This is a genomic window from Sphaerimonospora mesophila, from assembly GCF_001417795.1.
In the GTDB taxonomy this organism is placed as follows: domain Bacteria; phylum Actinomycetota; class Actinomycetes; order Streptosporangiales; family Streptosporangiaceae; genus Sphaerimonospora; species Sphaerimonospora mesophila.
Map to the genome: position 1 here is coordinate 42,111 of NZ_BCBX01000031.1, position 25,064 is coordinate 67,174.

The window sequence follows — 25,064 nt, forward strand, 5'->3', positions numbered from 1 at the left end:
ACCAGTTCAGAAGGCACTTTCCGAGTGAAGCCTATCGCGTCGCAGCGCAAGATCGTGGTGTCTGCAGACGGTCCGGGACTCGTCTCGCAGACCGGTGGGCTGCTGTTGCTGGAGACGTTGCGAGTCACCGGCCTGGGCAGGGAACTATCGGCGCAGTTGGAGCGGTGGCGTCCGTCCCGGGCCGTGCACGATCCCGGCAAGGTCATCGCCGATTTGGCCCTCACTTTGGCGTTGGGCGGGGACTGCCTGGCCGACATCGCGATGCTCCGAGCCCAGCCCGAGGTGTTCGGCCCGATCGCCTCCGACCCGACCGTGTCCCGGCTGATCGACCGCCTGGCCGCCGACCCCGTCCGCGCGTTGAAGGCGATCCGCGTGGCCCGGGCCGCCGCCCGGCAGCGGGCCTGGACGCCGGCCGGCAACCACGCCCCCGGCTCGGACGGTGAGCTGATCCCCCTCGACATCGACGCGACCATCGTCATCGCCCACGCCGACAAGCAACAGGCCGCGCCGACCTGGAAGAAGACCTTCGGGTTCCACCCGATGACGGTCTTCGCCGACCACGGCCTCGCAGGTGGCGGGGAACCGCTGGCGATCGTGCTGCGGCCCGGCAACGCCGGGTCCAACACCGCCGCCGACCACATCACCGCGACCCGCCTGGCGCTGGCCCAGCTCCCCAAGCACCACCGTCGCCAGGTGCTGATCCGCACCGACTCCGGCGGCGGCACCCACGAGTTCCTGTCCTGGCTGTCCCGGCCCGGGCGGCGGCTGTCGTACTCGATCGGGTTCACCCTCACCGAGGAGGTCCAGGCCGCGATCGGGGTCTTGCCCGCGCAGGCGTGGACGCCCGCCTACGACGCCGAGGGCAAGGTACGCCCCGGTGCCTGGGTGGCCGAGCTGACCGGCCTGGCCAGGCTGGAGGGCTGGCCGAAGGGGATGCGCCTGATCGTGCGCAAGGAGCGCCCGCACCCGGGCGCCCAGTTGCGCTTCACCGATATCGATGGGCACCGCTTCACGTGCTTTGTCACCAACACCACGCGGGGCCAGCTCGCCGACCTGGAACTACGCCACCGCCGCCGCGCCCGCTGCGAAGACCGCATCCGCGCCGCCAAGGACACCGGGCTGCGCAACCTGCCGCTGCACGACTTCGCCCAGAACCAGATCTGGACGGAGATCGTCGCGCTGGCCTGCGAGCTCATCACCTGGATGCAGATGCTCGCCTTCGATGGACCGGCCTGCCGTTATGAGCCGAAACGGCTACGGCTTCGCCTGTTCGCCGTCGCCGCCCGCCTGGTCCGCGGCGGACGGCGTCTCCGCCTAGGCATCGCCGCATCCTGGCCCTGGGCCGGCCAACTGGTGGCCGCCATCACCCGGCTTCAGACGTTCCCGGCACCGACCTGACCAGCACCAAGCCGCCCCTACGACCAGGAAAGGACAATCTTCGGGCCCGTGGAACCCCGCCCTCCCGGTGCGACAGCCGGGCCACCACGCTGACCACGGCCGCGATTTCACACTCCAGCCGAACCGCTCAGCCAGCCACCGGATGGGCGCGAAAGATCGAGGCTTACTCGGACACGCGGATCTCAGCGATTGAGGGGTGGATCAACCGGGTGAGGGCCAGCAATACTGCTTCTGGATGTCGACCTGCTTCCCGGTCGCTGCCAGCAATGAGCCCGGCGCAGGGACATTGGCAGGTTGGGCGTGAGGACAGGGACGGTGGGCAGGTGGGCTGCGACGAGCACCCGAATGGTCTATGAAAATAGTATGGTCTGAGAGATCAATAGGCGCGAGGGTCAACGTAAGCTTATGGTGAGGTAAGGAGCGGCTTCGTGCGGAGCCGCTCCCCGCTCCGGAGGACGCCTCAGCCCCCACCTGTCGGTGCGCTCTGTTAGACCTGCCGTCATGCCGGTCGTCCGTATGAGGAGGTAGGTTATGGCCTTCAGAGGCATGGTGGAAGCACTGAATGCTGCCTCCCCTGAGACGCGTTTTGCGTTGGCGACCACCTACGCAAGTCAGCTGGCGACGCATGCTGGAGGCGAATCGCTCGCGCAGCTCCTCCGGATAGGGCAGGCGGAAGCGGTAGACGTGTCCGGACGCTGCGCCACTGTGCGGGCGCGTAACATCCTGATCAGTAACGGACTCCGCGATCTACACGAGCTTCTACAGGTCACGGTTCCAGACCTGCGTGACCTGCGAAACTGCGGTCAGCTGTCCCTCGCCGATATCTTGGTTGCCCTCCTGATCTCAGCGGTGGAAGGCGATGCATCCGACGAAGCAGAGGACGGGGTGGATCTTGACGCCACGTTGCTGGATCTTTTTGAGGACTGGGCTTACACGCTCAGTGACCGGCAGAGACTCATTTTCCGTCACCGGATTGTTCGCCGAGACCGGAACCTGGAGGATCTCGGCCACGAGCTGAGCGTCACGCGTGAGCGAGTGCGTCAGCTTGAGAAGAAGCTGATAGAGAACTTCAATAGCTGGCGGACGTCTGCCCCGGCGGCCGATCGGATCGCGGACCTTGACGCCCTCATCCGTAGCGGTGGATCACCTCTGACCACTTTGGACGCCGTCTCGGAGCAGTTCTCGGAACTGTCCGAAAAGGTCCCTTCGCTCCAGATTAAGTTCCGCACGGTCCTGGGAGTGTTGCTGCCCGACCTCGACATCGATGAGCCTTGGCTGGCGACGACCTCGCTATCCGATCTGCGTGATCGATCCTTCCGCGCCGCTCTGGGGGCGAGCGGTGAAAGCCTCGACCGGATCCGCGACGGGTTCGGGATGGCCGAGTCCGAGTGGGCCGATTGGCTGGGTTATTGCGGACTGCGCGCTTTGAACGACGTGATCGTCCCGAAGGGCGCATCCCAGCCCGAGCTGGCAGTGGCCGTTCTGGGAGCTGCCGGGCGCCCCTTGAGCGCGGAGGAGATCGCGGAGCAAATCCAGGTTGACGCGATTCGCTCCCTCCGTAACAGACTTCAGGACGACGACCGTATCGTGAGGGTCGGGCCGAACTCGTACGGGCTTCCGGAATGGAATCTTGAGACATACGAAGGTATCCGTGAGGAGATAGTCCAGCGCATTGAGCGTGGCGGCGGGCGGGCATGGCTGTCCGACGTCGTCGAAGAGCTCGTCGAACAGTTCGCCGTATCGCCCGCCAGCGTCCGGGCCTACGCTTCGCGTCGTGAGTTCGCTCGCCGAGATGGCTGGATTACTCTGGCGAACGGGGATGCGAACACTGGACATACCTCTCGCAAACTGCCTACTCCTCGGGAGACCCGCCGCTGCTTCTTTCTGAAAGAGCAATGGTGGTTGCGGGTCGACATCACTAGGGACACCCTCCGTGGATCAGGCTTTCCTGTACCGCTGGGCGTGATGAGTCTGTTCCAGGTTGCCGAGGGTACGGAGCGTACCTTCGGAGCAGCCGGCCAGGACATCCGGATCTCTTGGACAGGCCTTCAGCCGCATTTCGGTAGCGTCCGTCACCTCGTCACGCAACTTGCGGCCAAGCCTGGGGACGTGCTGTGGCTTTCCCCGATGGGAGAGGGGTCCATCCGGGCGCGGCTAGTACGCGCGTGGAGCCGGAGCGATGGTGACGAGATCGCACTCCGTGCCGGCCTCCGACGCGGGATACACGGCAACGACCTGCGAGTTGCTCTGGCGAGTGCGCTGGAGCTGCCTGCGGAGACTTCATGGAATTCCCTCGTGGTGGCATTCCGATCGCGTGGCGATCTCGATTTGGCTGAGACGGTGGAGGGCTACGTACTGAGTGATGCCGCCCGGGCCGTGGCAACTGTCCCGGACCTCGGTGACTTCCTTGCTGCCCTGGGTGGTTCGTAATGACCCAGATGCTCCGTAGCCTCGGGATTGAGGATAGTTATCGCAGCGACCGCAACAATGTGGTCAGCGAGTTCTACGTGCCGTGTCTCTCGGTGGCAAACCGCTACGACCGTGCTGTCGGTTACTTCACCAGCAAGTCCCTGTTAGCGGTTGCACGTGGTCTGAAGAGCTTTGAGCGCAACGGAGGGCGCATCCGACTGATCGCGAGTCCGTACCTGACCGAGAGCGATATCGAGGACATCCGTGATGGATATCTATATCGCGAGGTCATCGAGAAGGCGGTACTTCGTGAGATCGACCCGGAGGCCGAGTGCTCGCCGCGTGAGCTCATTGGCCTCGGGCTTCTGGGTCGGCTCATCGCCCAAGACATGCTCGACGTGAAGATCGCTATCGTGCACGGGCGAGAGGGGCTCGCTCTCTACCATGAGAAGATCGGCCTGATTTCCGACAAGTACGGAGATGCCGTCGCGTTCACCGGCTCCATGAACGAGACTGCATCAGCCTTCCTGGAGAACTTCGAGTCCATACACGTCTTCAAGTCATGGCAGGACCACGACAAGAACCGCGTTGACAGCATCCGCGCCGACTTTGACGAGCTCTGGGCAGGGCGCACCCCCCGTCTTGAAATCCTGGACTTCCCGGAGGTCGCGAAGGAGCGTTTCGTAGCTCTGAGGAAACGAGCAGCAGAGCTCCCGACGACCGCGAAGGACCCGAAGCTACTCTCGGTGTCCACGGATCTCACCGACCTAGGGTGGGCACGGACCCCTCGAGACATCCAGCTGAGGGACTACCAGAAGACCGCCGTAGCGAAGTGGCTGGCGGCCAGCGGCCGAGGAATGTTTCAGATGGCCACCGGAACCGGCAAGACCATCACCGCGCTTGCCGCGCTTGACCAAGTCGGAAGGCAGCTTCATGCGCGGAACCTGCCGTTGGTAACCGTCGTGGTCGTGCCTTTGTTGGATCTCGTTGAGCAGTGGACGGGAGAGCTCCGCGATTTCGGAGTCGTGCCGATCAAGTGTCGCGACGCTTCGAGGAGCTGGGAACCCGCCGCGAGGAACGCGATCGCAGGGCTTCGAGCACGGGGCCAGGGCAGCGTCACCCTGGTGGTAACCAACGCGACCTTCCGCGCGCCGACCTTCCAGCGCCTTCTCGATGCGGTGGATCTTCCCATGCTGATCATCGCTGACGAGGCGCACCATCTCGGGGCTGAGCATCTGTGTACCTCACTACCAGAGCGGGCTGCGTTCCGCCTTGCCCTCTCGGCGACACCAGAACGGTGGTTTGACCCTGAGGGGACAGACGCGCTCAAGGACTACTTCGGTAAGGTCCTCATTGAGCTTGGCCTGAAGGAAGCCATCGATCTTGGCACGCTTACTCGTTACCGCTATTACCCGATCCTGGTTCCCCTCAGTGATGATGAGGCGGAGCAGTACACCGAGCTAACGGTGAAGATCGGAGCGCTCATAAGGTCCACGGAGCCCGAGTCCACTGGAGACGACGACAAATCGCCACTGGGGATGCTCCTCGGCAAACGAGCCAAGGTCCTTGGCCACGCACGAGCGAAGATCCCGGCACTTCGAGAAGAACTGGAACGTCGCAAGGGCAGCGCCTTCCAGCTTGTTTACTGCGCCGAAGGAGGCGTGCCGTTGCCTGAAGGCGGAACAGGTCGCCGGCAGGTGGACGAGGTCCTCGAGTTGGTAGGCAAGGAATTGGAATTCCGGGCCCATACCTTCACCTCACGTGAGGACAAAAGGCAGCGCAAGGACCTACTCCAAGCCTTCGCAACGGGGCGCGACCTGCAGGTTCTCGTGTCGATGCGCTGCCTTGATGAAGGCGTTGACCTCCCGGATGCCCGCGTCGCCTACATGCTTGCGAGCAGTACCAATCCACGGCAGTTCATCCAGCGACGGGGCCGGATCCTGCGTCGTGCGCCTGGCAAGAGCCTAGCCGAAGTGATCGACTTCGTGGTGGTGCCTCCGCAAGATCCGACGCTGTTCGAAATCGAGCGTCGCCTCTTCCGTAGAGAGTTGGCAAGATGCGTAGAATTCGCCGGACATGCGGAGAATTACGGCGAGGCGCTAGCCAAACTTAGGGACCTGCGTGATTACTACCAGCTCCTCGACGTGTGAAGGGTGGAGAGTAGATGAGTGACCAAACCGAGCGTGAGACGGTCTCTCGGATTTGGGCTGACCTGAGCGACGAAGCCAAAATGCTCGTCGTCGAGGTGCTGAAGCTCGAGAAGGAGAACCTACATCTGGGTGACACCAATGGCCTCACCAGGAACGCGAGCGACCAGATCATCCGGAAGGTTGAGGGCATCATCAAGTGAAGCTGCTGTCGATCGAGCTCGAGAACTTCAGGCCATACGGCGGGCGGCACAGCATCTCCTTCGCCCAGGAGCCCGGACACAACGTCACCCTCGTGTATGGCACCAACGGTGGCGGTAAGACTACCCTTCTCAATGCCTTCACCTGGGCTCTCTATGGGCACCTCAGCGCGGATGTCGAGCAACAGGACCGCTTGATCAACAACCGTGTCTGGCAGGAGGCCCGCGTTGGCGATGTGATCGAGATGTCGGTGTCCGTCGAGTTCGAGCATGAGGGACGCACCATCACCGCCAGGCGGCATCTGACGGCCGAGAAGCAGGGGGCGGAGCAGCGACTGCCCAAGCCCCAACTTGTGCTCTACGAGAGGGACGACAGGGGCTTCAGCAAGAAACTCGACCGTGCCCAGGCATACATTGACAAGGTTCTTCCCCAGAGGCTTAGCAAGTTCTTCTTCGTCAATGGCGAGCGCATCGAGCAGCTGGTGCGCAAAGAGGCCTACGCCGAGATCCAGCATGCGATCAAGACCCTTCTCGGTCTCGAACAGCTTGAGCGTGCCCTCAAACATTTACCCACCGCGGCCAACAAGCTTCGTCACCAGCTGAAGTCCGAGGGCGCCAATATCGAACTGGCCGAGCAACTGACTCTGCGGATCGACGCTATCTACAAGGAGATCGAAGAGAAGAAGCAGGAGAAGGACTCGCTGAACAGTGAGGTCCAGCACCTCAAGGACGAGATCGAGCTGCTTTCGGCGCGTCTCAAGTCGCTGGATGGAGCAAAGCAGCTCCAGATGGAACGAGAGCGGCTGGAACTTGAGCGTGATGCCTCACATGAATCGCTTCGCAAGCTTGAGGAGGAGCGGGCCCGAGTGCTGGGGGATTCCGGCTACCTCGCTTTTCTGCCCGAATTGCCGGGGAAGGTGGTAGCGGCCTGCGATGCACTGAGGGAACGTGGCGAGCTACCCGCACCCCTGAAGCGGACCTTCATTGAGGATTTGCTTGAAAAGGGTGAGTGTATCTGTGGGGCTCACCTGTCGGAAGGTTCGAGCGAGCGCGCGGCTCTGGAAGACTGGCGCGCCCGCGCCGGACTCGCCGAGGTCGAAGCGTCGTGGAACCACCTCCACGGTGCTGTCTCCGGACTCGCCGAGAGGCGGACCGGTTCGATTGAGCACCTGCTTGAAGCGGATCGCATGATCGGTGAGGTGTCGGACAAAGAGCGCGCTCTGATCGAGCAGATCAACGAAGTCTCCCTGGAGATTCAGAAGCTACCTCGGGAGGACGTAAGCTCGATCGAGCTCAGCCGGACGAAGATGGTTGCCAGGCTGGAGGAAACCATAAAGCGCCTCGGTAAGCTTGATGAGAACCTGGAAATGCTCGACGCCGAGAAGGTGCAGAAAGAGGAACAGGCCGACAAGCTCCAGGTCAAGGACGAGAACAACCAGCGCATCCAGCGCCGAATCGCGGTGATCAAAGAAACTGAGACCGCTCTACGTCAGATTCTTGATCTGCTGTCCGATAGCATCCGCCGTCGTCTCGATATGCGCATCCGCACCCTGTTCAAGCAGGCGTCCCTGAAGAACTATGAGCCGGAGCTCACCACCGATTTCCAGCTGGAATATTGGGAGCGCGTTGGCAACGAGGTCATGCCTGCGCCCAAGTCGACAGGTGAGAACATGCTGCTCTCGCTCTCCTTCGTCGGAGCGGTCGCCCAGGAGTGCCGCGACGCCGCGCAGAACCCGAACCCCTTTTTCGGTGGGGTCAACGGCGAGTACCCAATCGTCATGGATGCGGTGTTCGGAAATCTCGATGACGACTATCGCCGTCAGGTTGCCAAATTCCTTCCCGAGATGACCTCCCAGGTTGTGGTGCTTTCGAGCAAGGCCCAGGCTGATGGGGTTGCCGAAGATTCGCTGCACTCACGTGTCGGCAGGCAGTATGTGATCACAACGCATACGACCAAGAGCGATCTGGCTGACGCCACGGAGAAGATCACTGTGAACGGGCGCGACTATCCCTACCAGGTGTTGGGCTCTTCCTTTGACGGCGCGGAATTCACGGAGGTGGCGGAGTGATGACCAGTTTCAGCGAGCCGCGAGTCCGGCGTCCTAAGGCACACAAGACGCTGATCCAACAGCTGGGAAGGGAGGAAGAGGGGCCGTTCAAGAATATGGCCTCGACTCTTCTCTTTGCCGCTTCGGTTGGTTATGTCAGAAGCCGACGCGAAAAGTTCAGCGAGTCTGAGGAGCCGATCAGGTACGAGGTCTTTCTTCGGCACTCTCCTACTGCAGTAGCGTTCATCGACTCCCTGGGAGTGCTTGAGTACCCCGGCGACGCCTCCATCATGAGCGAAGAGCGGCTCGGAGAACGGATCGCCGTCTTTGAGGAATACGCGAACGGGGGTCTCAGCTACATTCAGGGGCAGATCAACGCGAGCAAGTCCCGCGTCATGGACGTGTTGCTGGAGATGGTTCGTCGAGCCAGTGAGACTCAGAAGAAACCGGACGATCTCCCCCCTGAGCTCGGCGCATTCTTCACGCCGCCTGAGTTCTGAGCCTCCATCATGGGGGTGTGACCGTCAAAGAGCAGCAGAGCGGCGTTTGGCAGAGCGAGCGCCGCCTCACGGCCATTGCTCGGGCCGGGTTGTCCGCCCCGGCCAGGCAGGCCCTCGTAGATCAGCAGATCACGTTCGAGACCTCGGTCCTGGACTACGGGTGTGGGCGCGGAGGCGATGTCACCGCGCTCACCGGGATGGACGTCAGAGCCTCCGGCTGGGATCCACACTTCCACCCCGATGGAGCGCTCGAACCGGCCGATGTCGTCCTGCTCACCTATGTCCTCAACATCATCGAGGATCCTGAAGAGCGTCGCCATGCACTCGATGCGGCGTGGAACCTCGCGCAGAATGTTCTGGTCGCCTCTACCCGCCTCAGCTGGGAGAGGTCGAAGGTCAAAGGCGCGGAGTTCGGTGACGGCGTGCTGACCAGCCGGCGAACTTTCCAGCACCTCTTCGGAGCCAGCGAACTGCGGGCCTATGTGGAGGACGTAACCGGGGTGCGTTGCGTGTCCGCGGCACCGGGAATCGTCTACGCCTTCAAGCGGGATGAGCACCGACTGAGCTTTCTCGCCCGCCGAATCAACCCAGCTTTCGCCTGGCTTGAGTCCGACGATGCGGGTTCGGCGATCGCTGCCGTTGTCGACCAGACCGAGCAGCGTGGCAGGATCCCCCGTCTGGAGGAGATGCCAGGACAGATGACCGAGCTGTTGGCGCATCTGAGTGCATCGCAGCTCCAGCGTCTGGTCCGAACTTCTGCCGATCCGGAGAAGGTGGCTGAAGGGGTCAAGCGCTCGACTCTTGCGACGCTGCTGTTCCTGGGGGTGGAGTTGTTCAACGGCCGGGGACCCTTCAGCTGTCTGCCCTTATCCGTGCAGCTCGATGTTCGCGCTTTCTTCAGCTCCTATAAGGAAGCATGTGCGCGCGCTGACCGGTTGCTACTGAAGTTGCGCGACGACTCGTACATCCGGGGTGCGATGAGTAGCTCCAAGGTCGGAAAGCTGACGCCGACCGCTCTGTACGTGCATAGGAGAGCGGTGGATCTCATGCCTGTGGTGCTCAGACTGTACGAGCACTGCGCTTCCATCGCAGCCGGGCGCCCAGCGGACTGGACGGTGGTAAAACTGCGCCACCAGGGCAGGGGCGTGAGCTGGCTCGACTATCCGGAGTTCGATTCCGACCCACACCCCCGGTTGAAGACTTCGTACATGGTCGAACTCAGCACCTTGAAAACGTCATTCACGTCGTACGAGGACTCGACCAACCGGCCGCTGCTTCATCGCAAGCACGAGTTCCTCGCGCCGGACGATCCCGACGTGCCCAAGTACCGCAGGCTGACCGAGAGCGAGATCCGTGCAGGGCTCTACGAGAACCCACACCTCATCGGCACTGAGCAGGGGTGGGAGGCTGAGCTCCGCCGATGCGGTCGTGACCTACGTGGGCATCGCCTCGTGAGGCGAGGCTAGGTGCGAATGCCGGCCTGGTAGTTGGCGATCACATTGCCGAAGTCCTCGATATCCAGCTCGTTCGCCTGATCTGGGAACCATGAGAGGCGCAGGCCATTGCTCGCGTCCGCCTCTGGGATTCCCATAGCTGAGAGGACGTGGCTAGGCGTATACGACGCACTGGTGCAGGCCGAGCCGGTCGCCAGCGCCGCATAGTCCTTGAGCTGGAGAATCAGGGCCTCCGCGTCGACCCCTTCGAAGGAGAGGTTCAGGATGTGCGGGACCACATGCTCCTGATCGCCGTTCAGCCTGAAGCGGGTCTTCTCAAGCGCCTTCAGAAGCCGGTTGCGGAACTCTGCGGCCTCCGCGAGCCACTTGGTCCGCTCGCTCTCGAACACCTCGACAGCCTTGGCCAAGCCGACGATAAGCGGGACCGGGAGAGTGCCGGGTCGAAGCTTCCGCTCCTGGCCCCCGCCGTACATCAGAGGGGTCAACGGAACAGTGTCGCGGCCCCGGCGGCGGATTAGCAGCCCTCCGACGCCCTTGGGAGCTCCGATTTTGTGACCGCTGAAGCTGACCAGATCGATCGGTGCCCGGAGGTCATCGGGAAGCTTGCCGAATCCCTGGGCCGCGTCCACATGGAGGTAGGTGGAGGTGGTTCGGAGCTGCTCGGCCAGCTCGGCCACCGGCTGGATGACTCCGGTCTCGTTGTTCACATGCATCAAGGACACCATCAGGGTGTCTGGACGCAGGCGCTCAAGCACTGCTTCCACGCTTACGCGCCCGGAAGGGCCCGGCTCTATGAGATCAACTTCAAACCCGCGTGAGCTAAGATGCTCAAGTGGTTCAAGGACGGCTTTGTGTTCGATCGCAGAGCTGATGATGTGCCGGCGATTCTGCTTCTCACCGTACGGCGCAAGCCCGAGCAGCGCGAGGTTGTTGCTCTCGGTGGCGCCGCTCGTGAAGATCAGCTCGTCGGGACGCGCAGATAGGTGGTGGGCGAGGCTCTCGCGAGCGCGGGCGACCGCCCTCTTGGCACGGGCGCCGTACTCGTGGGTGCGGCTGCCTGAGTTGCCGAAATCCTCGATCATCCAGTGTAGGACCACCTCGGCAACCTGTGGGCTCACTCGGGTGGTTGCTGCAGCATCCAGATAGGCGACCACTAGCCCTCCGCAGTACCGTTCTGCCTACTGATTTCACGTGAGTACGTTAAACAACTCACGTACCGCATGCTAGCGTAGGTGCGCGTGGGAACAGGTGGACTAACGCGACTAGCTGGTGACTCGACCGCTGCAGGCTTCGAGTACATCTTCCCTTCGATCAGGGGAGTTCAGGCGGGACGTGAATACTACGTCACGATGTGCCCGCTCAGTCTGATTCCCAAGATCTTCCTCTTTGACGAGGAGGAGCTGGCGCCAGAGGTTCGGGCTCAACGAATCTTGAACAAGGGGCGCATCCCTGCCATGGTCCGGTACATCCTCGACAACCCGGACGATTACGTCTTCAGCGCCCTCACGGCTTCGGTGGACGGCACCATGCGCTTCGTCGGAGTCTCTGATCGGGGCCCTGGTATGCGCGTCGGTCAGTTGCATGTCCCGATGGCCTCCCGGGTGCTGCTCAACGATGGCCAGCATCGCCGCGCGGCGATCGAAGCAGCGCTGCGCGAAAACCCGGCGCTTGGCGATGAGACGATCGCGGTGGTTTTCTTCCACGATGCGGGCCTGGAACGCAGCCAGCAGATGTTCGCCGATCTCAACCGGCATGCCGTACGGCCGGCCAAGTCCATCGGCGTGCTCTACGATCATCGTGACGAGCTCTCCAAGCTGACCCGCTTGCTGGCCCTGAAGTCTCCCGTGTTGCGCGGTTTTGTGGAGATGGAGACCAGTACCCTCTCCGCCAGGTCAGGCAAGCTCTTCACGTTGAGCGCTCTGTATAGCGCGACCAGCGCCCTGCTACAGGGGCTGGGCATCGATGACGAGCGGCAGGGCTATGAGCTGGCGTCAGGCTTCTGGGAGGCCATAGACGTCTTGATCCCTGAGTGGGGGCTCGTTCGTAAACGAAAACTCTCGGCATCTGAGGTCCGGCGGCAGTACCTGCATACGCACGGGGTCGCCCTGCACGCCCTCGGGCGCCTGGGGAACACGCTCCTCCACGACTCGCTTGATCCCGAAGCGTGGCGCCCAAAACTTGACCCTTTAGGACAAATCGATTGGGCACGGAGTAACAGCGCCTGGGAAGGCCGGGCGATCATCGGCGGGCGCGTCTCTAAGAGCCACCAAAATGTCGGTCTCACCGTGAACTATCTACGTCAGCACCTCGGTCTCGAACTGAGTGCCGAAGAGCAGCAGGCTGAGGAAGCCTACCTCCGAGGAGAGCGATGAACATCCCTGCGCGGCCAGCCGTGGCGTTGAACACGCCCACGCGGCGGGTTGTCCCGTTCGACAGCCGCGGCGGTCTTGCGGCCGTCGTCAACGAGCTGACCTCCGAGATCCGCGAACTCTACTTAGCCGACGAGGTTCCCTGGGTTGTCGGTTACAGCGGAGGCAAGGATTCGACCGCTGTCCTCCAGCTCGTCTGGCTGGCGCTCCAGGACCTGCCAGGAGAGCAGCGTACGAAGCCGGTCTACGTCATCAGCACCGACACTCTCGTCGAGAACCCGGTCGTCGCGGCCTGGGTGACGCAATCGTTGGAAACGATGCGCAAGGCTGCCGAAGAGCAGCAGTTGCCAATCAAGCCCAACCGGCTCACTCCCAAGACCGAAGATACCTTTTGGGTAGGGCTGATCGGCAAGGGCTACCCGGCACCACGGCCGAAGTTCCGCTGGTGTACCGAACGGTTAAAGATCAAGCCTTCCAACTCCTTCATTCGAGATGTCGTCCGGGACCACGGAGAGGCGATTCTGGTCCTCGGCATCCGCAAGGCAGAGAGCCAGGCTCGGGCGCGCGTCATGGAGAGACACGAGAAGCGCCGCGTGCGAGATCGTCTCTCTCCTAATGGGAACCTCCCCAACTCGCTCGTCTACAGCCCCATTGAAGACTGGAGCAATGACGAGGTCTGGACCTTCCTCATGCAGCGGTCCAACCCGTGGGGCCACCCGAACAAGGACTTGCTGACGATGTACCAGGGTGCTTCCAGCGATGGCGAGTGCCCACTGGTTGTCGACAACACGACGCCCTCGTGCGGGGACAGCCGATTCGGCTGCTGGACGTGCACCCTCGTTGACAAGGACAAGTCGATGTCAGCGATGATCCAGAACGATGAAGAGAAGGAGTGGATGCTTCCGCTCCTTGAGCTGCGCGATGAGCTTGATGTCGCGGACGACACCCACCTTCGCGATTTCCGCAAGATGAACGGCAACATCCAGCTTTTCAACGACCGCGTCGTCCACGGCCCGTACACCCAAAAATCGCGCCAGGAGTGGCTGCGGAAGTTGCTGAACGCGCAGACCTGGATCAGGCAGAACGCCCCCGAGCATGTGCGCGGTATCGAGCTCATCACAATGGACGAGCTTCACGAGATCCGGCGTCTCTGGGTGTTCGAGAAGCACGAGGTCGAGGACTCGCTTCCCAGGATCTATAAAGAGGAGACGGGGGAGGACTTTCCCGGCGGCCCACTGGACGAGCATCTGGCTGTGGCAGCCGACGAAGTGGATCTGCTCCGTGAGGTCTGCGACGGCGATGACCTTCACTTCACGACTATGCGAGAGCTGCTGGCCGTGGAGCGTAAGTACCGCACGATGACACGACGCTCTGGGCTGTTCGAAGCCCTGGAGAACACGATCAAGCGTGGGTACTACGCGGATAAAGATGACGCGCTAGAGCACGCTCGCAAGCTTCGCGACAGCAAGATTGCCCCCGCCCTCTCGCTTCTGGACGAAGAGAGCACAGATGCTCCTGCATGAGATAACCCTTGAGAACTTCGGTGCCTACAAGGACCGGCAGGTTCTACACCTAGCTCCAAAGCCCAGAAAGCCGATCATCTTGATCGGTGGCCTCAACGGATGCGGGAAGACGACCCTCCTGGACGCGATCCAACTGGCCCTGTACGGGCCGCGGGCACGCTGTAGCGGTCGCGGTACCCGTTCGTACGACGCTTACCTGCGCGACAGCGTTAACCGGCAGGCGAACCCGAAGAGGGCCGGCCTCAAGCTTTGGTTCTCGACCACCGTTGAAGGCAACGAACGCCACTATCGGATCGAGAGATCGTGGCAGGTGGCCGGTAAGAGCGTTCGCGAGTCACTCGCAGTCTTCATCGACGGTGAGTTTGACAAGGTCATCAGTGAGGGTTGGGCAGACCACATCGAAGACCTGCTCCCGCTCGAAGTCGCGTCACTCTTTTTCTTCGATGGAGAGAAGATCGAGTCACTGGCGGACCCCGAGCGGGCCGCTCCGGTCATCGAATCGGCTATCCAGTCGCTCCTCGGCGTCAACACCGTTGAACAACTTCGTACTGATCTCCTAGTGCTCCAACGACGGCAGAAGATCTCAGACGAGGATAAAGCCGCCCTGGAGCAGATCACGTCGATCGAACAGCAGCTAGAGCAGAATGAGGTAGCCCGAGCGGAGGCACTCCAGCTGGTTGCGTCTCTCCGGCCTCAGCTAATGCGTGCACGGATGGAGCTGAAGAAGATCGAGACAGCCTTCGTCAAGGAAGGTGGCGATCTCTTCCGCCGGCGCGCAGAGCTGGAAGCGGAGAAGAAACAGGCGGAAAAGCAACTGGAGGCGGCGAACGAGGTTCTGGCCAATACAGTGGCAGCGGGTCCTCTGCCTCTCCTTCTGTTGCAGGCGCAGCTCGATGCCCTGCGAGAGCAAGCTGACCGAGAGGAGGAGGCAGCCCGAGCTGAGCAGGTAGTGGCTGTCCTTAGCGATCGCGACCAGCAGATTCTTGACCTGCTTCGAAAGCTTGGAGCCGAGGAAGGCCTGACGGATCTCACGCAGTTCCTGGCACTCGACCGGGACACCCGCGCAGCGGATGCTGCGACTCCGCGGTTCCTACAGATGTCACAGGCTGGGCTTCAACAGTTGTACTCCCTTGATCAAGTGCTTCAAGACGAGCTTGTCCGTGCACGTGAACTTCTCGCGGGAGCCGCAAGTCTTCGTGAGCAGATCGGCGTGCTCGACCGCCACCTAGCAGGGGTCCCGGCTGAGGAGGCGATTGCGACGCTATTAAAGGAGCAGGAAGCTGCCCGCAAGACGGTGAGCGAGCTGGAGAATCAGCTGCGTTCCGCTGAAGAGGTGCATGAGACGCACGGACGTGACCGGGAGCGGCTCATGGCCGCTCGCGATCGCGCATACGGCGAACGGGCCCGCGGACTGGCTCAGGCGGAACATCAAAGCCGCCTTATCGCTTACTCTGACCGTGCCCGGAAGACACTCGAAAAGTTCGGTGCTGCCCTCCTGCGACGTCACATCAACCGGCTTGAGGTAGCTGTCCTTGACAGTTTCACCCGCCTGATGCGCAAGGAGAGGCTTGTTCAGGACCTCAGCATCGACGTCGACAAGTTCACGCTCAAGCTGGTGGGTGCGGACGGGGAAGAGTTGGATCCAGCCCGTCTCAGCGCTGGAGAACGACAACTGCTCGCGGTCTCTTTGCTCTGGGGTCTGGCTCGCGTCGCCGGTAACCGTCTGCCCAGCGTGATCGACACACCGCTCGGCCGCCTTGACAGCCGTCATCGAAAGAACCTGATCGACCGCTATTTCCCGTACGCGAGTGAGCAGGTCCTACTGCTCTCCACCGACGAAGAGATTAACGATGATCTCCTCGAGAGACTCATCCCAGCGATCGCGCAGACCTACACCTTGGTCCACGACGACAAGACCTTCACGACCACGATCGAGCGTGGCTACGGATGGGGGAACTCCAGGTATGTCGCTTGACAATATCCGCCTATCCCAACCCGCTCGAGACCAGCTCATCAAGCTCAAGCGGGTCACTGGAATCAAGAATTGGAACGTCCTCTGCCGCTGGGCACTCGCGATCTCACTAGCTGACCCCACCCCACCACTGGTCAGAGAGATAGTCACTGACTCGAACGTCGAGATGTCGTGGCGTACGTTCGCCGGCTTCTACGGAGATACCTACCTCGCACTGCTAAAGCAACGATGCTTCATAGACGGAGAGCCTCCCACAGAGGAGGCTCTCTCCCAAGCGCTCACCATTCACCTGCATCGAGGAATCGGCTATCTCGCAGGTCGCCAAGGCCTGAATAGCGTCGGTGACTTGATAACGCTTGCGGTTCCGACCCGCTGATTTAAGTGCCCGGCTGACTTAGTGAAAAAGGAACGATACTAGCGTCGCTTTTGGCTGGATGCTATATGGTGAATATTTTGCACGCATCTTCGAGAATATTCTGCAGGCGGATATTGTATTGCCCTATGTTCCAGTCTGGTAACACGGAGAGGGATCGCGTTAGGGCACTCTGACTGTTGGCGAACAAGGCTCGCTTCTCCGTGAATGGCCTGTTTGCGGCGGTAACATTGTCTCGGGGATCCCAATATGAAAGGTTCCCGAGTCGGTGCTTGATTTTCTCCAGGTCCTCATTCTTATTCTTGCTTGCAGAGTTCTGCGGATATATGTGTTCTATCGTGGCCTGATCGATGTCAACGACGAGGCCTGTAGAGTGCTTCGGAGAACCCTTCCCGCCTTGTTGTAGCCAAGACCAGTAATCGTCCAGTGTCGTCAGGAGTTCCCGAATATTCCCCCTTTGAGTGGGATGGTCATAGCGAAGTTTTTCTACAAGCTGAGCCTTGAACTTATGCGCTGGGGCTCGCTCGTCTACTAACTTACGTAGCTCGGTTGTCAACTTATCCCATGTTGGTTGCATTCCAGTGCGGGCAAAGACCCGGAGATTTTTTGCTGTTGCGTAATAGTGCTTACTGGCGGCGCTGGCATGTCCGTCGCATATATTCTTGTACCGAAACGCGAATTTTTCGAGCATGTGAACGAGTTCGGCAAATCTTTTCTCGTCCACACAGCGGCATGCAGCCAGGAGGAGTGGAATCGATAGATCGTGTTTCAATACCGTAATCAGACGCTTAAGGCGAGCTCTCTGCCAGTCAGTTACAGCAGGATGACGGGCTGTATCTGGATACGGCCAGATACCTTCCTTGATTGAAATAAAATTCTGGAATTCGTCCGTCAAGTCCTTAATTTTGTTTGCGACTTCTAGGGCTTCATGTTCAGATGCAGGAGAGCCTTTGAAGAGCGTTTTCTTAAGCCCATCAAAAAGTCGCTCGGGACTCAGCCGACTTCCGGTCATGGAGGGTAGATAGACTTTAAGGAACTCATCTGCCAAATGGCTGCCTTCGGTTAAAATGTCGTCCCAGCGGCGCGCCGACTGTTCTTGGAGAACCCGAAATCTATCCAGTTGCTCCAGGGTGTGACTGCGCAGCAAATCTGCGACCGCCAAGCGTTTTCCTCGGTCGTTTAGTACGCTAAAAAGGCGATAGCCGCTTTGGTGGTCTTCGCTAACGATATGAATTATAAAGGTGTCCTCGAGGATTGAGTCCCTGAGCCGCTGTAGTTCTTGGAACTTACTGCGTGTGCTATCGAGATTTCCGATAAGGCTACCGATCAGCTTCTTTCCGATTGTCTCGTAGGCCTGCTGTAGCAGCTTGTGGCTAGCTCGGCTGCTTGTGAAGGTATGACCACTTAGAAGTGCTCGAAACTTTGCATCATCTTCCTTGGAAAGCTCAAGTCGAGGCTCGTAGCTCTTAGTTCCTTCCTTGGTGTTGTAGCACTCGTAAAAGAGATATCTATTTTCGGTCTCCTCGGCAAAGATGTCAAGGCGAATTTTGAGTTTTTCGTCTCGGACTGCCCGTGCTTCTTCTTCAAGTTGACGTGCGTGCCTCACAATTTGTGCTATGAGGAGACAGAATGTTGTGAGGCGCTGTTGTCCGTCGACCACTTCGTGTAGCTGGGTGCTGGCTTGAGTGTGATCGTTCGTCTGGATGGCGACCATTGACCCGAAGAAGTGGTCGCTTTGGCCCTTGTCGAGTAGCGTTTGAATATCATCAATAAACTCGTCTACTCTTTCTGTGTCCCATGCGTAAGGGCGTTGATATCTCGGAACTCGAAAAGGCGATCGCTTTTCGAGGAGTTCGCCGACGGGAAGGCTGCTTGGCTTGACGGAAGCTGCACTGGACCGAGAGGTAGACATGGCAGAAGTGTGCCATACTCCTGATACGTGTATCGGGAGGATGCAAGAAGCTTCTCCAGCTTGTAAGGCGCTCGCCGTGGACATCCCAGTTGGCGGGGCCATGCGAGAGCTCCAGAGAGGGTCGTGATCAGGCCGCGTGCAGGGTCAGCGCGCCGTCGGGGTCGCGGTGAACCTGAGCGCCGAAATCGCGGCTGAACTCGTCCAGGGTTTGGCGTAGCCATTCGGCGTCGTGAGGGGGCGCGGGGCACAGCCGCATTCGGCGGGACTGCATAGGCGTCATACGCAGGCCGGTCAGCCGTCCCGAGATCGGGTCGAGCGAGGCGAAGTACAGCAGCCGGAGGTCGTCGCGGAACGCCTCATATCCGCTGATTCCCTCGTAGTCGTCGATGAGGTCGCCGCAGCCGTACAGCACCAGTTTCCCCTGATAGAGCTCGACCGGCCGCGGGTGGTGTGAGGAGTGCCCGTGCACGATGTCGACACCGCCGTCGATCAGCGCGTGCGCGAAGCGGACATCCGCCCTGGAGATCCGATATCCCCAGTTGGAACCCCAGTGGATGGAGGCGACCACGATGTCTCCCGGCCGCCTGACCTTCCGTACCCGATCGGTGATCTCGCCGGCCGTATGCTCCGACGATCCCGGCACGAGGTGGACGCCGGGACCGTGATCGGACGCCGCCCAGGTCGTCGGGATCCCGCTCGACTCCATGCCGAACGAGAACACCAGCGCCCGGCCGCCTTCCGCCAGCGGCACGATCACCGGCCTGCGCGCCTCGTCCAGATCGCGGCCCGCCCCGGCCCCCGCGATGCCGGCTGCCGTCAGTGAGTCGAGGGTCTCGGCGAGCCCCTCGCGGCCGAAGTCCAGCACGTGGTTGTTGGCCAGCGCGCACGCGTCGGGCCTGGCCACGGAGAGGGCGGGCAGGTTGGCCGGGTTCATCCGGTAGTTGACCGCCTTTCCCGGGGCGAAGTGATCACTTCGGGTGACGCTCGTCTCCAGGTTCACCACCCGGACCTCGGGCGCGACCTCGTCGAGGATTCCGAGCGCGTCGCCCCAGGGATAGGAGAAGTCGGCCCGGCGGGGGACCGGTCCGTTCACCTCCTCGGCGAGTGCGACGTACGTCCTGGCGTCCAGGACGTACGACTCACGCAGCGCCGGGTCTCCCGGGTGCGGCAGGATCTGGTCCACCCCGCGGCCGAGCATGACGTCGCCGCAGAGGAACAGCGTCACCGCCTCGGCGCCCATACCCCCAGGCTACGAGCCGGTGGCGCCCGGATCCCGGTGTGGATGAGACTTGCGGTTCCCGGCTTCATGATGATGCTGGTCCGGGTCTTTCCTGCCGGGGCCGGTGACGAACGATGCCGTGGCTAAGTCGTGCGGGCGTCGTACTTCTCCCGGTTGGCGAGAACCTCGTCCATGTGTGTCTCCGCCCATACCTTGACGCCGCGCATGAGGTCGTGGAGCGAGCCTCCGAGGTCGGTCAGCTCGTAGGTGACTGTGACGGGCACGGTCGGGGTCACCGTGCGGGTGAGCAGGCCGTCGCGTTCGAGCGTGCGCAGCGTTTGGGTGAGCATCTTCTGGCTGACCCCGGCCAGCCGGCGGGACAGTTCGGAGTAGCGCATTGACCGTGGCCGGTCGGCACGATCTTTGCCGGGGCGCGGGCCGTCGCCGCCGAGCGCGGCCAGGATCAGGGACACCCACTTGTCGGAGATTCGATCGAGGAGCTGGCGGCTGGGACAACTCGCCAGGAATGCGTCGTACTCCAGCTTCGCCTGCGCCCTTTGCTGGGCCGCCGTCACAGTCGGCATCGATGGCTCCTCCTTACCACTCGGTGGCATACGCACTTTGAAGTGCGTACTTCCCGTTGGAGAGTTACCGGTCCATTGTGATGCAGCAGTACTGGTTTCTCCACAGGAGGCAACATGTCCCGCACCTTCCGTACCGCGGTCGTCCGTACCCCGGGCGGTCCTGACTCCATCGAGATCATTGACGTGCCCATCGTCGAGCCGGGGCCGGGCCAGGTCCGGGTCGAGATCGCCGGGGCCGCGGTCAATCCCGTCGATCTGGCGGTCGCTTCCGGGCTGTTCCACCGGCGCGGGCTGGTCAACCAGCCCCACCACACCGGGCTGGGCTGGGACTTCGCCGGCACCGTCACCGCGGTCGGCCCCGGCGTCGAAGTGCCGGTCGGGCGCCGGGTCGCGGGGCTGATCGACGGGTTCGACCGCGACTTCGGCACCTACGCCGAACAACTCGTCGTATCGGCGGACGCCATCGCACCCGTGCCCGACGGTCTCGACCTGACCACGGCGGCTGTCGTACCGCTCAACGGCCTGGCCGCCGCCCAACTGGTCGACCTGCTCGGCGACGGCAGAGGCCGGAGCCTGCTGGTGACCGGCGCCGCGGGCGCGCTCGGCGGCAACGTCGTCGCGCTCGCCAGGGAACGCGGCTGGCAGGTCACCGGACTGGCCCGGACCCAGGACGAGGAGTTCGTGCGCGGCCTCGGCGCCGATTTCACCACAGAAGCAGCGCCCGGCTGGGACGCGGTAGCCGACGCCGCCGCACTCCAGGAACAGGGCATTGCTCTCGTTCGCGACGGCGGCCTGTTCGTCGGCGTGCAGCCGGGGGCGGAGCCGGCGGAAGTGCGCGGCATCACGGTCCGGGTGCTGGTGGCGCGGCCCGACGGCGCCCGGCTCGCGTGGATCCTCGCGGACACGGCCAGTGGCCGCCTACCGGCGCGGGTGCACGCGATCGTGCCGCTCGACCAGGTCGCCTCCGCCCACCGCTCGGTCGCAAAGGGTGGTGTGCGCGGAAGGTATGTCCTTCAGCCCTGACCTGCGCTGCCTCCCAGGGATAGGGGAACTCGGTGGAGAGTCGGCCCGTTCACCTCTCGACGAGCTCGACGTACGTCCTGACGTATTTCCTGGCTCAGGTCAGAGGAAGCCGGTCGACGATCATCACGCTCGGAATGCGGAACCTGCCCCCCGGACGTAATCGTCTGGCGATGGAGTCGCGGCGGCGACCGATGCTCGCCGCGCCGGCCAGGTCGACGAATGACAGCTTGGGGGCGGCTGCGTCGTTGCATCAGCGGTTGTCATCGTGCTCGGTCCGGAACGCCCGCCGGTAGGCGCCCGGCGTTGTGCCCAGGGCGTTGAGAAAGCGCCTGCGCAGGTTGGTGGCCGAGGACAGGCCGGCGCGGCGGGCGATGGCCTCCAATGGGAGGTCGGAGGACTCCAGCAGGTCCCGGGCCGTGGTGATCCGCTGGGCGAGCAGCCACCGCCCCGGGCTGGTGCCGAGCTGATCGGCGAACCGGCGGGCGAGGGTACGCGTTGAGAGGCCCGCGTGCGCGGCCATGCTCTCGATGGTCAGCGGTTCGCCGAGTCTCCCGCTGATCCACTCCAGCAACGGCGCGAGCGTGCCGCCGATCTGCCCGGGGTGTGGCGGCGCCGAGTACTGCAACTGCCCGCCCTCGCGATGGGGCGGCATGACCATGGTGCGTGCGATGTGCGCGGCGTACCGGGCGCCCTGGTCGGTGCGGACCAGGTGCATGCACAGATCGAATCCGGCCCCGGCGCCGGCGCTGGTGGCCACGTCACCATGGTCCACATACAGCACATCCGGGTCGACGCGGATATGCGGGAAACGCGCGGCGAGCTCGTCCGCCAGCCCCCAATGGGTGGTCGCCCGTCGTCCGTCCAGCAGACCGGCGTGCGCCAGCGCGAACACGCCGGAGCAGATGCTGACCACCCGTGCTCCGCAGGAGTGCGCGCGGCGCAGCGCCTCGATGACCGCGGGTGAGGGCGGCTCCCCGGTGGGCAGCCAGCCCGGGACGACCACGGTGTCCGCCCGGTCGAGTGCGTCCAGTCCGTCGGTCACGAGCATGTCGTAGCCGGCGTGTGTCGCGACCCTGCCTGGGCGTTCCGTGCATACGCCGAAGGCGTACCGTGTCGGAAGTCCTGACCGCTTGATCCCGAACACCTGTGCCGTGCAGGCGAGTTCGAAGGTCGATTGCGGTGGGCGGATGAGTGCCACTACGTGATGCATGGCAGGAAAGTACCGCACGATGTCTTTCCCGACACTCGGCTGAGCAGCGGCTGATCGCCAGGCTGGTCACATGACGACAGAACAGGACATGCCCGCCTATGTGTGGTCCGCCGTCCAGGACGCCCCGGTCCGTGAACTCTTCCCCGGCATCCGTGTGCGACTGCTGTGGACCGGGGACAACGGGGCGAAGGCCTGCGTGCTGGAGATGGACGCGAACACCTGTTGGCAGGGGGTCGATGTCCACGAACCGGGTCCCGAGGAGGTCTTCGTGGTCTCCGGCGTCTTCAACGACGGTGACCGGGACTACCCGGCCGGCTCCTTCATCCACGCCCCCGCAGGTTCTTCGCATGTCCCGCAGACGACCACGGGCTGCACGCTTTTCCTCTTCTACCCGGAAGGTTAGACCAGCCATGGTTACGCCGCGTTACTTCCGGCCCGGACGCCTGAGCGGCCTCTGCGGCCAACGGTGATCACAGCACCTGCGTGAAGGCGATCGCGACTCCGATGGCGACCGCCGTGATGCCCGACACGAGGCAGATCAGGCCGTGGAGCATTCCCCGTCCCACCGTGTTGTCGATGCGGACCCGGGTGGGCCTGGCCGGGTCGTACAGCAGCGGCACCTGCTGGCCGCGCAGCGCGGGTGGCGGGTTGGTGCCGAAGGGGGCTTCGGCCTCGACCTGCCGACCGTAGGCCGTGGTGAAGCGGATGATCGGGTAGTAAAGGGCGCCGCCGCTGCGTGCGCGCCTGCCCTGCCGCAGACGTACGACCTGGCCCTCGGCGCGCTGCGCCCGCCTGCGGAAGTTCCATGCGTAGATCATCATTCCGGCCCCTGTCAGGCTGAGGATCAGGCCGATGGGGACCAGCACGAGGAGGGGGTGCTCTGACACGGGAGGAGTGTAGGTCGGGCCGGTTGCGGATCTCTCCCTCCGTCAGGAGCTTGAGTCGGTCTCCCGGCTCTGCCGGCTTTTCAGGATGGCTTCGAAGACCTGGGCCAGTTCGGCGGCGTCCTCACCGGCGTGGTGGGTGTGCGTGAGGTCGGTGATCCCCAGCTGCTTTATGATCATGGCCTTGCGTGAGCCGGCCCACTCGCAGCCGGTCATCCCCATCCAGTAACTGCGCAGGTCGAGGCCCGCTCCCGAGGCGTTGAAGGGGCTCTTGCCGAGGAAGCGCATGAAGTACCAGTGCACGAACATCCCGTCGAAGACGGCGGGACCGGCCAGGAAGACGGGACGGCCGATCCGGCGCAGGTCGTTGATCCAGCGCGCGGCGGAGGTCATGGCCTGCTCGGCCGTGGGAGCCTCCCGGAGCAGGCGTTCACGGTCGAGCCCGGAGACGGCCAGGGCCTCCGGTACGAACTCGTCGGAGATCGGCCGCAGCTCGGTGTAGAAGGTGAGGTCGGGGCGGCCGACGACGGCCATGCCGAGGGAGATCATGCTGTACGGCCCTGGGATGGGCCCGTCCGCTTCCACGTCGACGGCCACGTAGAGCTCGGGAAGTTTCGCCATGCGGGCCACGCTAGACACGGCCGACGATGTGATCAACGGGATTCCGGCTGCCGACGAGTGGCCTTTGCGGGTTCCCGCGGCATGCGAGGGGCCCGACGAGCGGCAGGATCAAACCGGTAGCGTCGCCGCCAGCGGTGCGCCGATCTGGATGTCGAAGTACGCCACGAGCTCGCCCTTGCCGACAGCGCCTCGACGCGCGTCGATGATCACCACCGTGCCGGCCACGATGCCGGCGAAGCCGGTGCCGGACCGCCGCGACTGTTCGATGCGCTCGGTCACCGGACGGCGGACCGCCTCGGTCAGAAAGGTGAGCCCGTGCGGGAACTCCTCGCTCAGCGGATGCCGTTGCCGTCCCGACTCGATCAGGCTGCCGATGCCGAACCAGGCCGAGACGATCTGATCACCGCGGAGGGCGACCCGGAAGTAGCCGTTGGACTGGACCCGGTTGCAGGATGTCTGAGGCGGATAGAAGCAGTCGTAGCCACCGGCCAGAAGGTCGTCGACGGCGGAGCTCATCGTGGTCGCGTAGTGCTCGGCGCCGAACGGCCAGCGGCGTACGGAGACATCCCGGGCGGTGACGAACAGTCCGTCGAGCGCGGAATAGTGGTAGTCCGCATGCCGGTCCCGCCAGGCGATGCGGGGGATCTCGCCGGTTCCCTGCTCCAACGGGCCACGAAGGTCACGATGGAAATCCTCGATCTCCCGCCGTACGCGATCACTGGCGTCGGACCAGACCGCGGCCAGCGCCGGTCCCGCGGCATCGGCGACCTGATCACCTATCCGCCGGTCCCCGGAAAAATACTCGGCACGCGGGAACCACGCCCAGGCGAGCCGATCGTCACGATCGAGCAGGAAGTACGCCACCTGGGGATGGACCGTGTCCGCCTCGTCGCGGTGACCGATCCTGCACCACAGGGCACGGCCGTCCGCATTGGCCCGGACCTGCGCACAGAACCAGCCGGCCTCCGTCAACGGCCGGGTGACGGCTTCGGCGGTGCCGCCGGCCGGAACGGGCACGGCCCGAGAGTCCTCGTCCACCGCCTCGTGGTCGTACACCCCGGCGGGTGGCAGCGATAACGGCTCGGCCGATCCGGTGCAGCCGGACAGCGCCAACGGGCCGAGAACGATGACCGCCAGGGCGATCGCGATGTTTCGGATGACCGGCCGACGTCGGCCTGCGGTCGTGGAGAACGTACGGGACACGGGGTTCATCGAAGT

Annotated in this window: 21 protein-coding genes; 13 read left to right on the top strand and 8 right to left on the bottom strand. The window is 62.9% G+C overall.

Annotation, left to right across the window (positions count from 1 at the left end; translation table 11 throughout):
- Window positions 1–24: 24 nt before the first annotated feature.
- The 7 genes from AP234_RS04550 to AP234_RS04575 all read left to right on the top strand — a co-directional run bounded on the left by AP234_RS04550 (window position 25) and on the right by AP234_RS04575 (window position 10,168).
- The gene (locus AP234_RS04550) at window positions 25–1,398 is read left to right on the top strand and encodes an IS1380 family transposase (protein WP_055478291.1); all 1,374 of its coding nucleotides are present in this window, start codon (window positions 25–27) and stop codon (window positions 1,396–1,398) included.
- Between the two features lie 531 nt (window positions 1,399–1,929).
- Window positions 1,930–3,828 carry a sigma factor-like helix-turn-helix DNA-binding protein gene (locus tag AP234_RS04555; RefSeq protein WP_055478292.1) on the top strand — a complete coding sequence of 633 codons (1,899 nt, stop codon included), beginning with the start codon at window positions 1,930–1,932 and terminating at the stop codon, window positions 3,826–3,828.
- The gene (locus AP234_RS04560; protein WP_055478293.1) at window positions 3,828–5,957 is read left to right on the top strand and encodes a DEAD/DEAH box helicase family protein; all 2,130 of its coding nucleotides are present in this window, start codon (window positions 3,828–3,830) and stop codon (window positions 5,955–5,957) included. The genes AP234_RS04555 and AP234_RS04560 overlap by 1 nt, the downstream gene beginning before the upstream one ends.
- Window positions 5,958–5,971: 14 nt before the next feature.
- Entirely contained in the window at window positions 5,972–6,157 is a 186-nt protein-coding gene (locus AP234_RS35900) for a hypothetical protein (protein ID WP_152990247.1), read from the top strand.
- Window positions 6,154–8,223, top strand: coding sequence for an AAA family ATPase (locus AP234_RS04565; RefSeq protein ID WP_055478294.1), 2,070 nt, complete (start codon window positions 6,154–6,156; stop codon window positions 8,221–8,223). The genes AP234_RS35900 and AP234_RS04565 overlap by 4 nt, the downstream gene beginning before the upstream one ends.
- Window positions 8,223–8,702: a DNA phosphorothioation-associated protein 4 gene (locus AP234_RS04570; protein ID WP_152990248.1), complete on the top strand. Its 480-nt coding sequence runs from the start codon at window positions 8,223–8,225 to the stop codon at window positions 8,700–8,702. The genes AP234_RS04565 and AP234_RS04570 overlap by 1 nt, the downstream gene beginning before the upstream one ends.
- A gap of 17 nt (window positions 8,703–8,719) precedes the next feature.
- Window positions 8,720–10,168 carry a DNA phosphorothioation-associated putative methyltransferase gene (locus AP234_RS04575; RefSeq protein WP_055478296.1) on the top strand — a complete coding sequence of 483 codons (1,449 nt, stop codon included), beginning with the start codon at window positions 8,720–8,722 and terminating at the stop codon, window positions 10,166–10,168.
- On the opposite strand, the gene dndA is transcribed toward AP234_RS04575, so the two are convergent.
- Complete coding sequence (gene dndA / locus AP234_RS04580) at window positions 10,165–11,310, bottom strand: cysteine desulfurase DndA (RefSeq protein WP_055478297.1); 1,146 nt, start codon at window positions 11,308–11,310, stop codon at window positions 10,165–10,167. The two genes, AP234_RS04575 and dndA, sit on opposite strands and share 4 nt — an antisense overlap.
- Window positions 11,311–11,388: 78 nt before the next feature.
- Between dndA and dndB the strand changes: the two genes are divergently transcribed.
- The 4 genes from dndB to dndE are packed head-to-tail and all read left to right on the top strand — an operon-like array spanning window position 11,389 to window position 16,396.
- A complete protein-coding gene (gene dndB, locus AP234_RS04585; protein WP_235557961.1) occupies window positions 11,389–12,528 on the top strand; it encodes a DNA sulfur modification protein DndB in 1,140 nt (379 codons plus the stop codon).
- Window positions 12,525–14,048, top strand: a complete 1,524-nt coding sequence (gene dndC / locus AP234_RS04590; RefSeq protein ID WP_152990249.1) for a DNA phosphorothioation system sulfurtransferase DndC — start codon at window positions 12,525–12,527, stop codon at window positions 14,046–14,048. Before dndB ends, dndC begins: the two co-directional genes overlap by 4 nt.
- Window positions 14,035–16,023, top strand: a complete 1,989-nt coding sequence (gene dndD / locus AP234_RS04595; RefSeq protein WP_055478299.1) for a DNA sulfur modification protein DndD — start codon at window positions 14,035–14,037, stop codon at window positions 16,021–16,023. Before dndC ends, dndD begins: the two co-directional genes overlap by 14 nt.
- Entirely contained in the window at window positions 16,013–16,396 is a 384-nt protein-coding gene (dndE, locus tag AP234_RS34610) for a DNA sulfur modification protein DndE (protein ID WP_083501789.1), read from the top strand. Before dndD ends, dndE begins: the two co-directional genes overlap by 11 nt.
- A 61-nt stretch (window positions 16,397–16,457) precedes the next feature.
- Here the strand turns inward: dndE and AP234_RS34615 are convergent, their stop codons facing one another.
- The 3 genes from AP234_RS34615 to AP234_RS04605 form a co-directional block, all read right to left on the bottom strand.
- Window positions 16,458–18,305 carry a GmrSD restriction endonuclease domain-containing protein gene (locus tag AP234_RS34615; protein ID WP_160330376.1) on the bottom strand — a complete coding sequence of 616 codons (1,848 nt, stop codon included), beginning with the start codon at window positions 18,303–18,305 and terminating at the stop codon, window positions 16,458–16,460.
- 127 nt (window positions 18,306–18,432) lie between these two features.
- A complete protein-coding gene (locus tag AP234_RS04600) occupies window positions 18,433–19,545 on the bottom strand; it encodes a CapA family protein (protein ID WP_055478300.1) in 1,113 nt (370 codons plus the stop codon).
- 122 nt (window positions 19,546–19,667) lie between these two features.
- Window positions 19,668–20,108: a winged helix-turn-helix transcriptional regulator gene (locus tag AP234_RS04605; RefSeq protein WP_055478301.1), complete on the bottom strand. Its 441-nt coding sequence runs from the start codon at window positions 20,106–20,108 to the stop codon at window positions 19,668–19,670.
- Between the two features lie 114 nt (window positions 20,109–20,222).
- On the opposite strand from AP234_RS04605, the gene AP234_RS04610 reads away from it, so the two are divergent.
- The gene (locus AP234_RS04610) at window positions 20,223–21,131 is read left to right on the top strand and encodes an NADP-dependent oxidoreductase (RefSeq protein WP_055478302.1); all 909 of its coding nucleotides are present in this window, start codon (window positions 20,223–20,225) and stop codon (window positions 21,129–21,131) included.
- Between the two features lie 250 nt (window positions 21,132–21,381).
- On the opposite strand, the gene AP234_RS04615 is transcribed toward AP234_RS04610, so the two are convergent.
- Entirely contained in the window at window positions 21,382–22,341 is a 960-nt protein-coding gene (locus tag AP234_RS04615) for a helix-turn-helix domain-containing protein (protein WP_055478303.1), read from the bottom strand.
- 70 nt (window positions 22,342–22,411) lie between these two features.
- Here AP234_RS04615 and AP234_RS04620 point away from each other — a divergent pair, with 70 nt between their 5' ends.
- Window positions 22,412–22,744 carry a cupin domain-containing protein gene (locus tag AP234_RS04620; RefSeq protein ID WP_055478304.1) on the top strand — a complete coding sequence of 111 codons (333 nt, stop codon included), beginning with the start codon at window positions 22,412–22,414 and terminating at the stop codon, window positions 22,742–22,744.
- 67 nt (window positions 22,745–22,811) lie between these two features.
- Here the strand turns inward: AP234_RS04620 and AP234_RS04625 are convergent, their stop codons facing one another.
- The 3 genes from AP234_RS04625 to AP234_RS04635 all read right to left on the bottom strand — a co-directional run bounded on the left by AP234_RS04625 (window position 22,812) and on the right by AP234_RS04635 (window position 25,058).
- Window positions 22,812–23,228 carry a DUF3592 domain-containing protein gene (locus tag AP234_RS04625; RefSeq protein WP_055478305.1) on the bottom strand — a complete coding sequence of 139 codons (417 nt, stop codon included), beginning with the start codon at window positions 23,226–23,228 and terminating at the stop codon, window positions 22,812–22,814.
- A 42-nt stretch (window positions 23,229–23,270) separates the two neighbouring features.
- Window positions 23,271–23,846, bottom strand: coding sequence for a 3'-5' exonuclease (locus AP234_RS04630; protein WP_063842800.1), 576 nt, complete (start codon window positions 23,844–23,846; stop codon window positions 23,271–23,273).
- A gap of 108 nt (window positions 23,847–23,954) precedes the next feature.
- Window positions 23,955–25,058, bottom strand: a complete 1,104-nt coding sequence (locus AP234_RS04635; protein ID WP_235557962.1) for a hypothetical protein — start codon at window positions 25,056–25,058, stop codon at window positions 23,955–23,957.
- Window positions 25,059–25,064 lie beyond the last annotated feature (6 nt).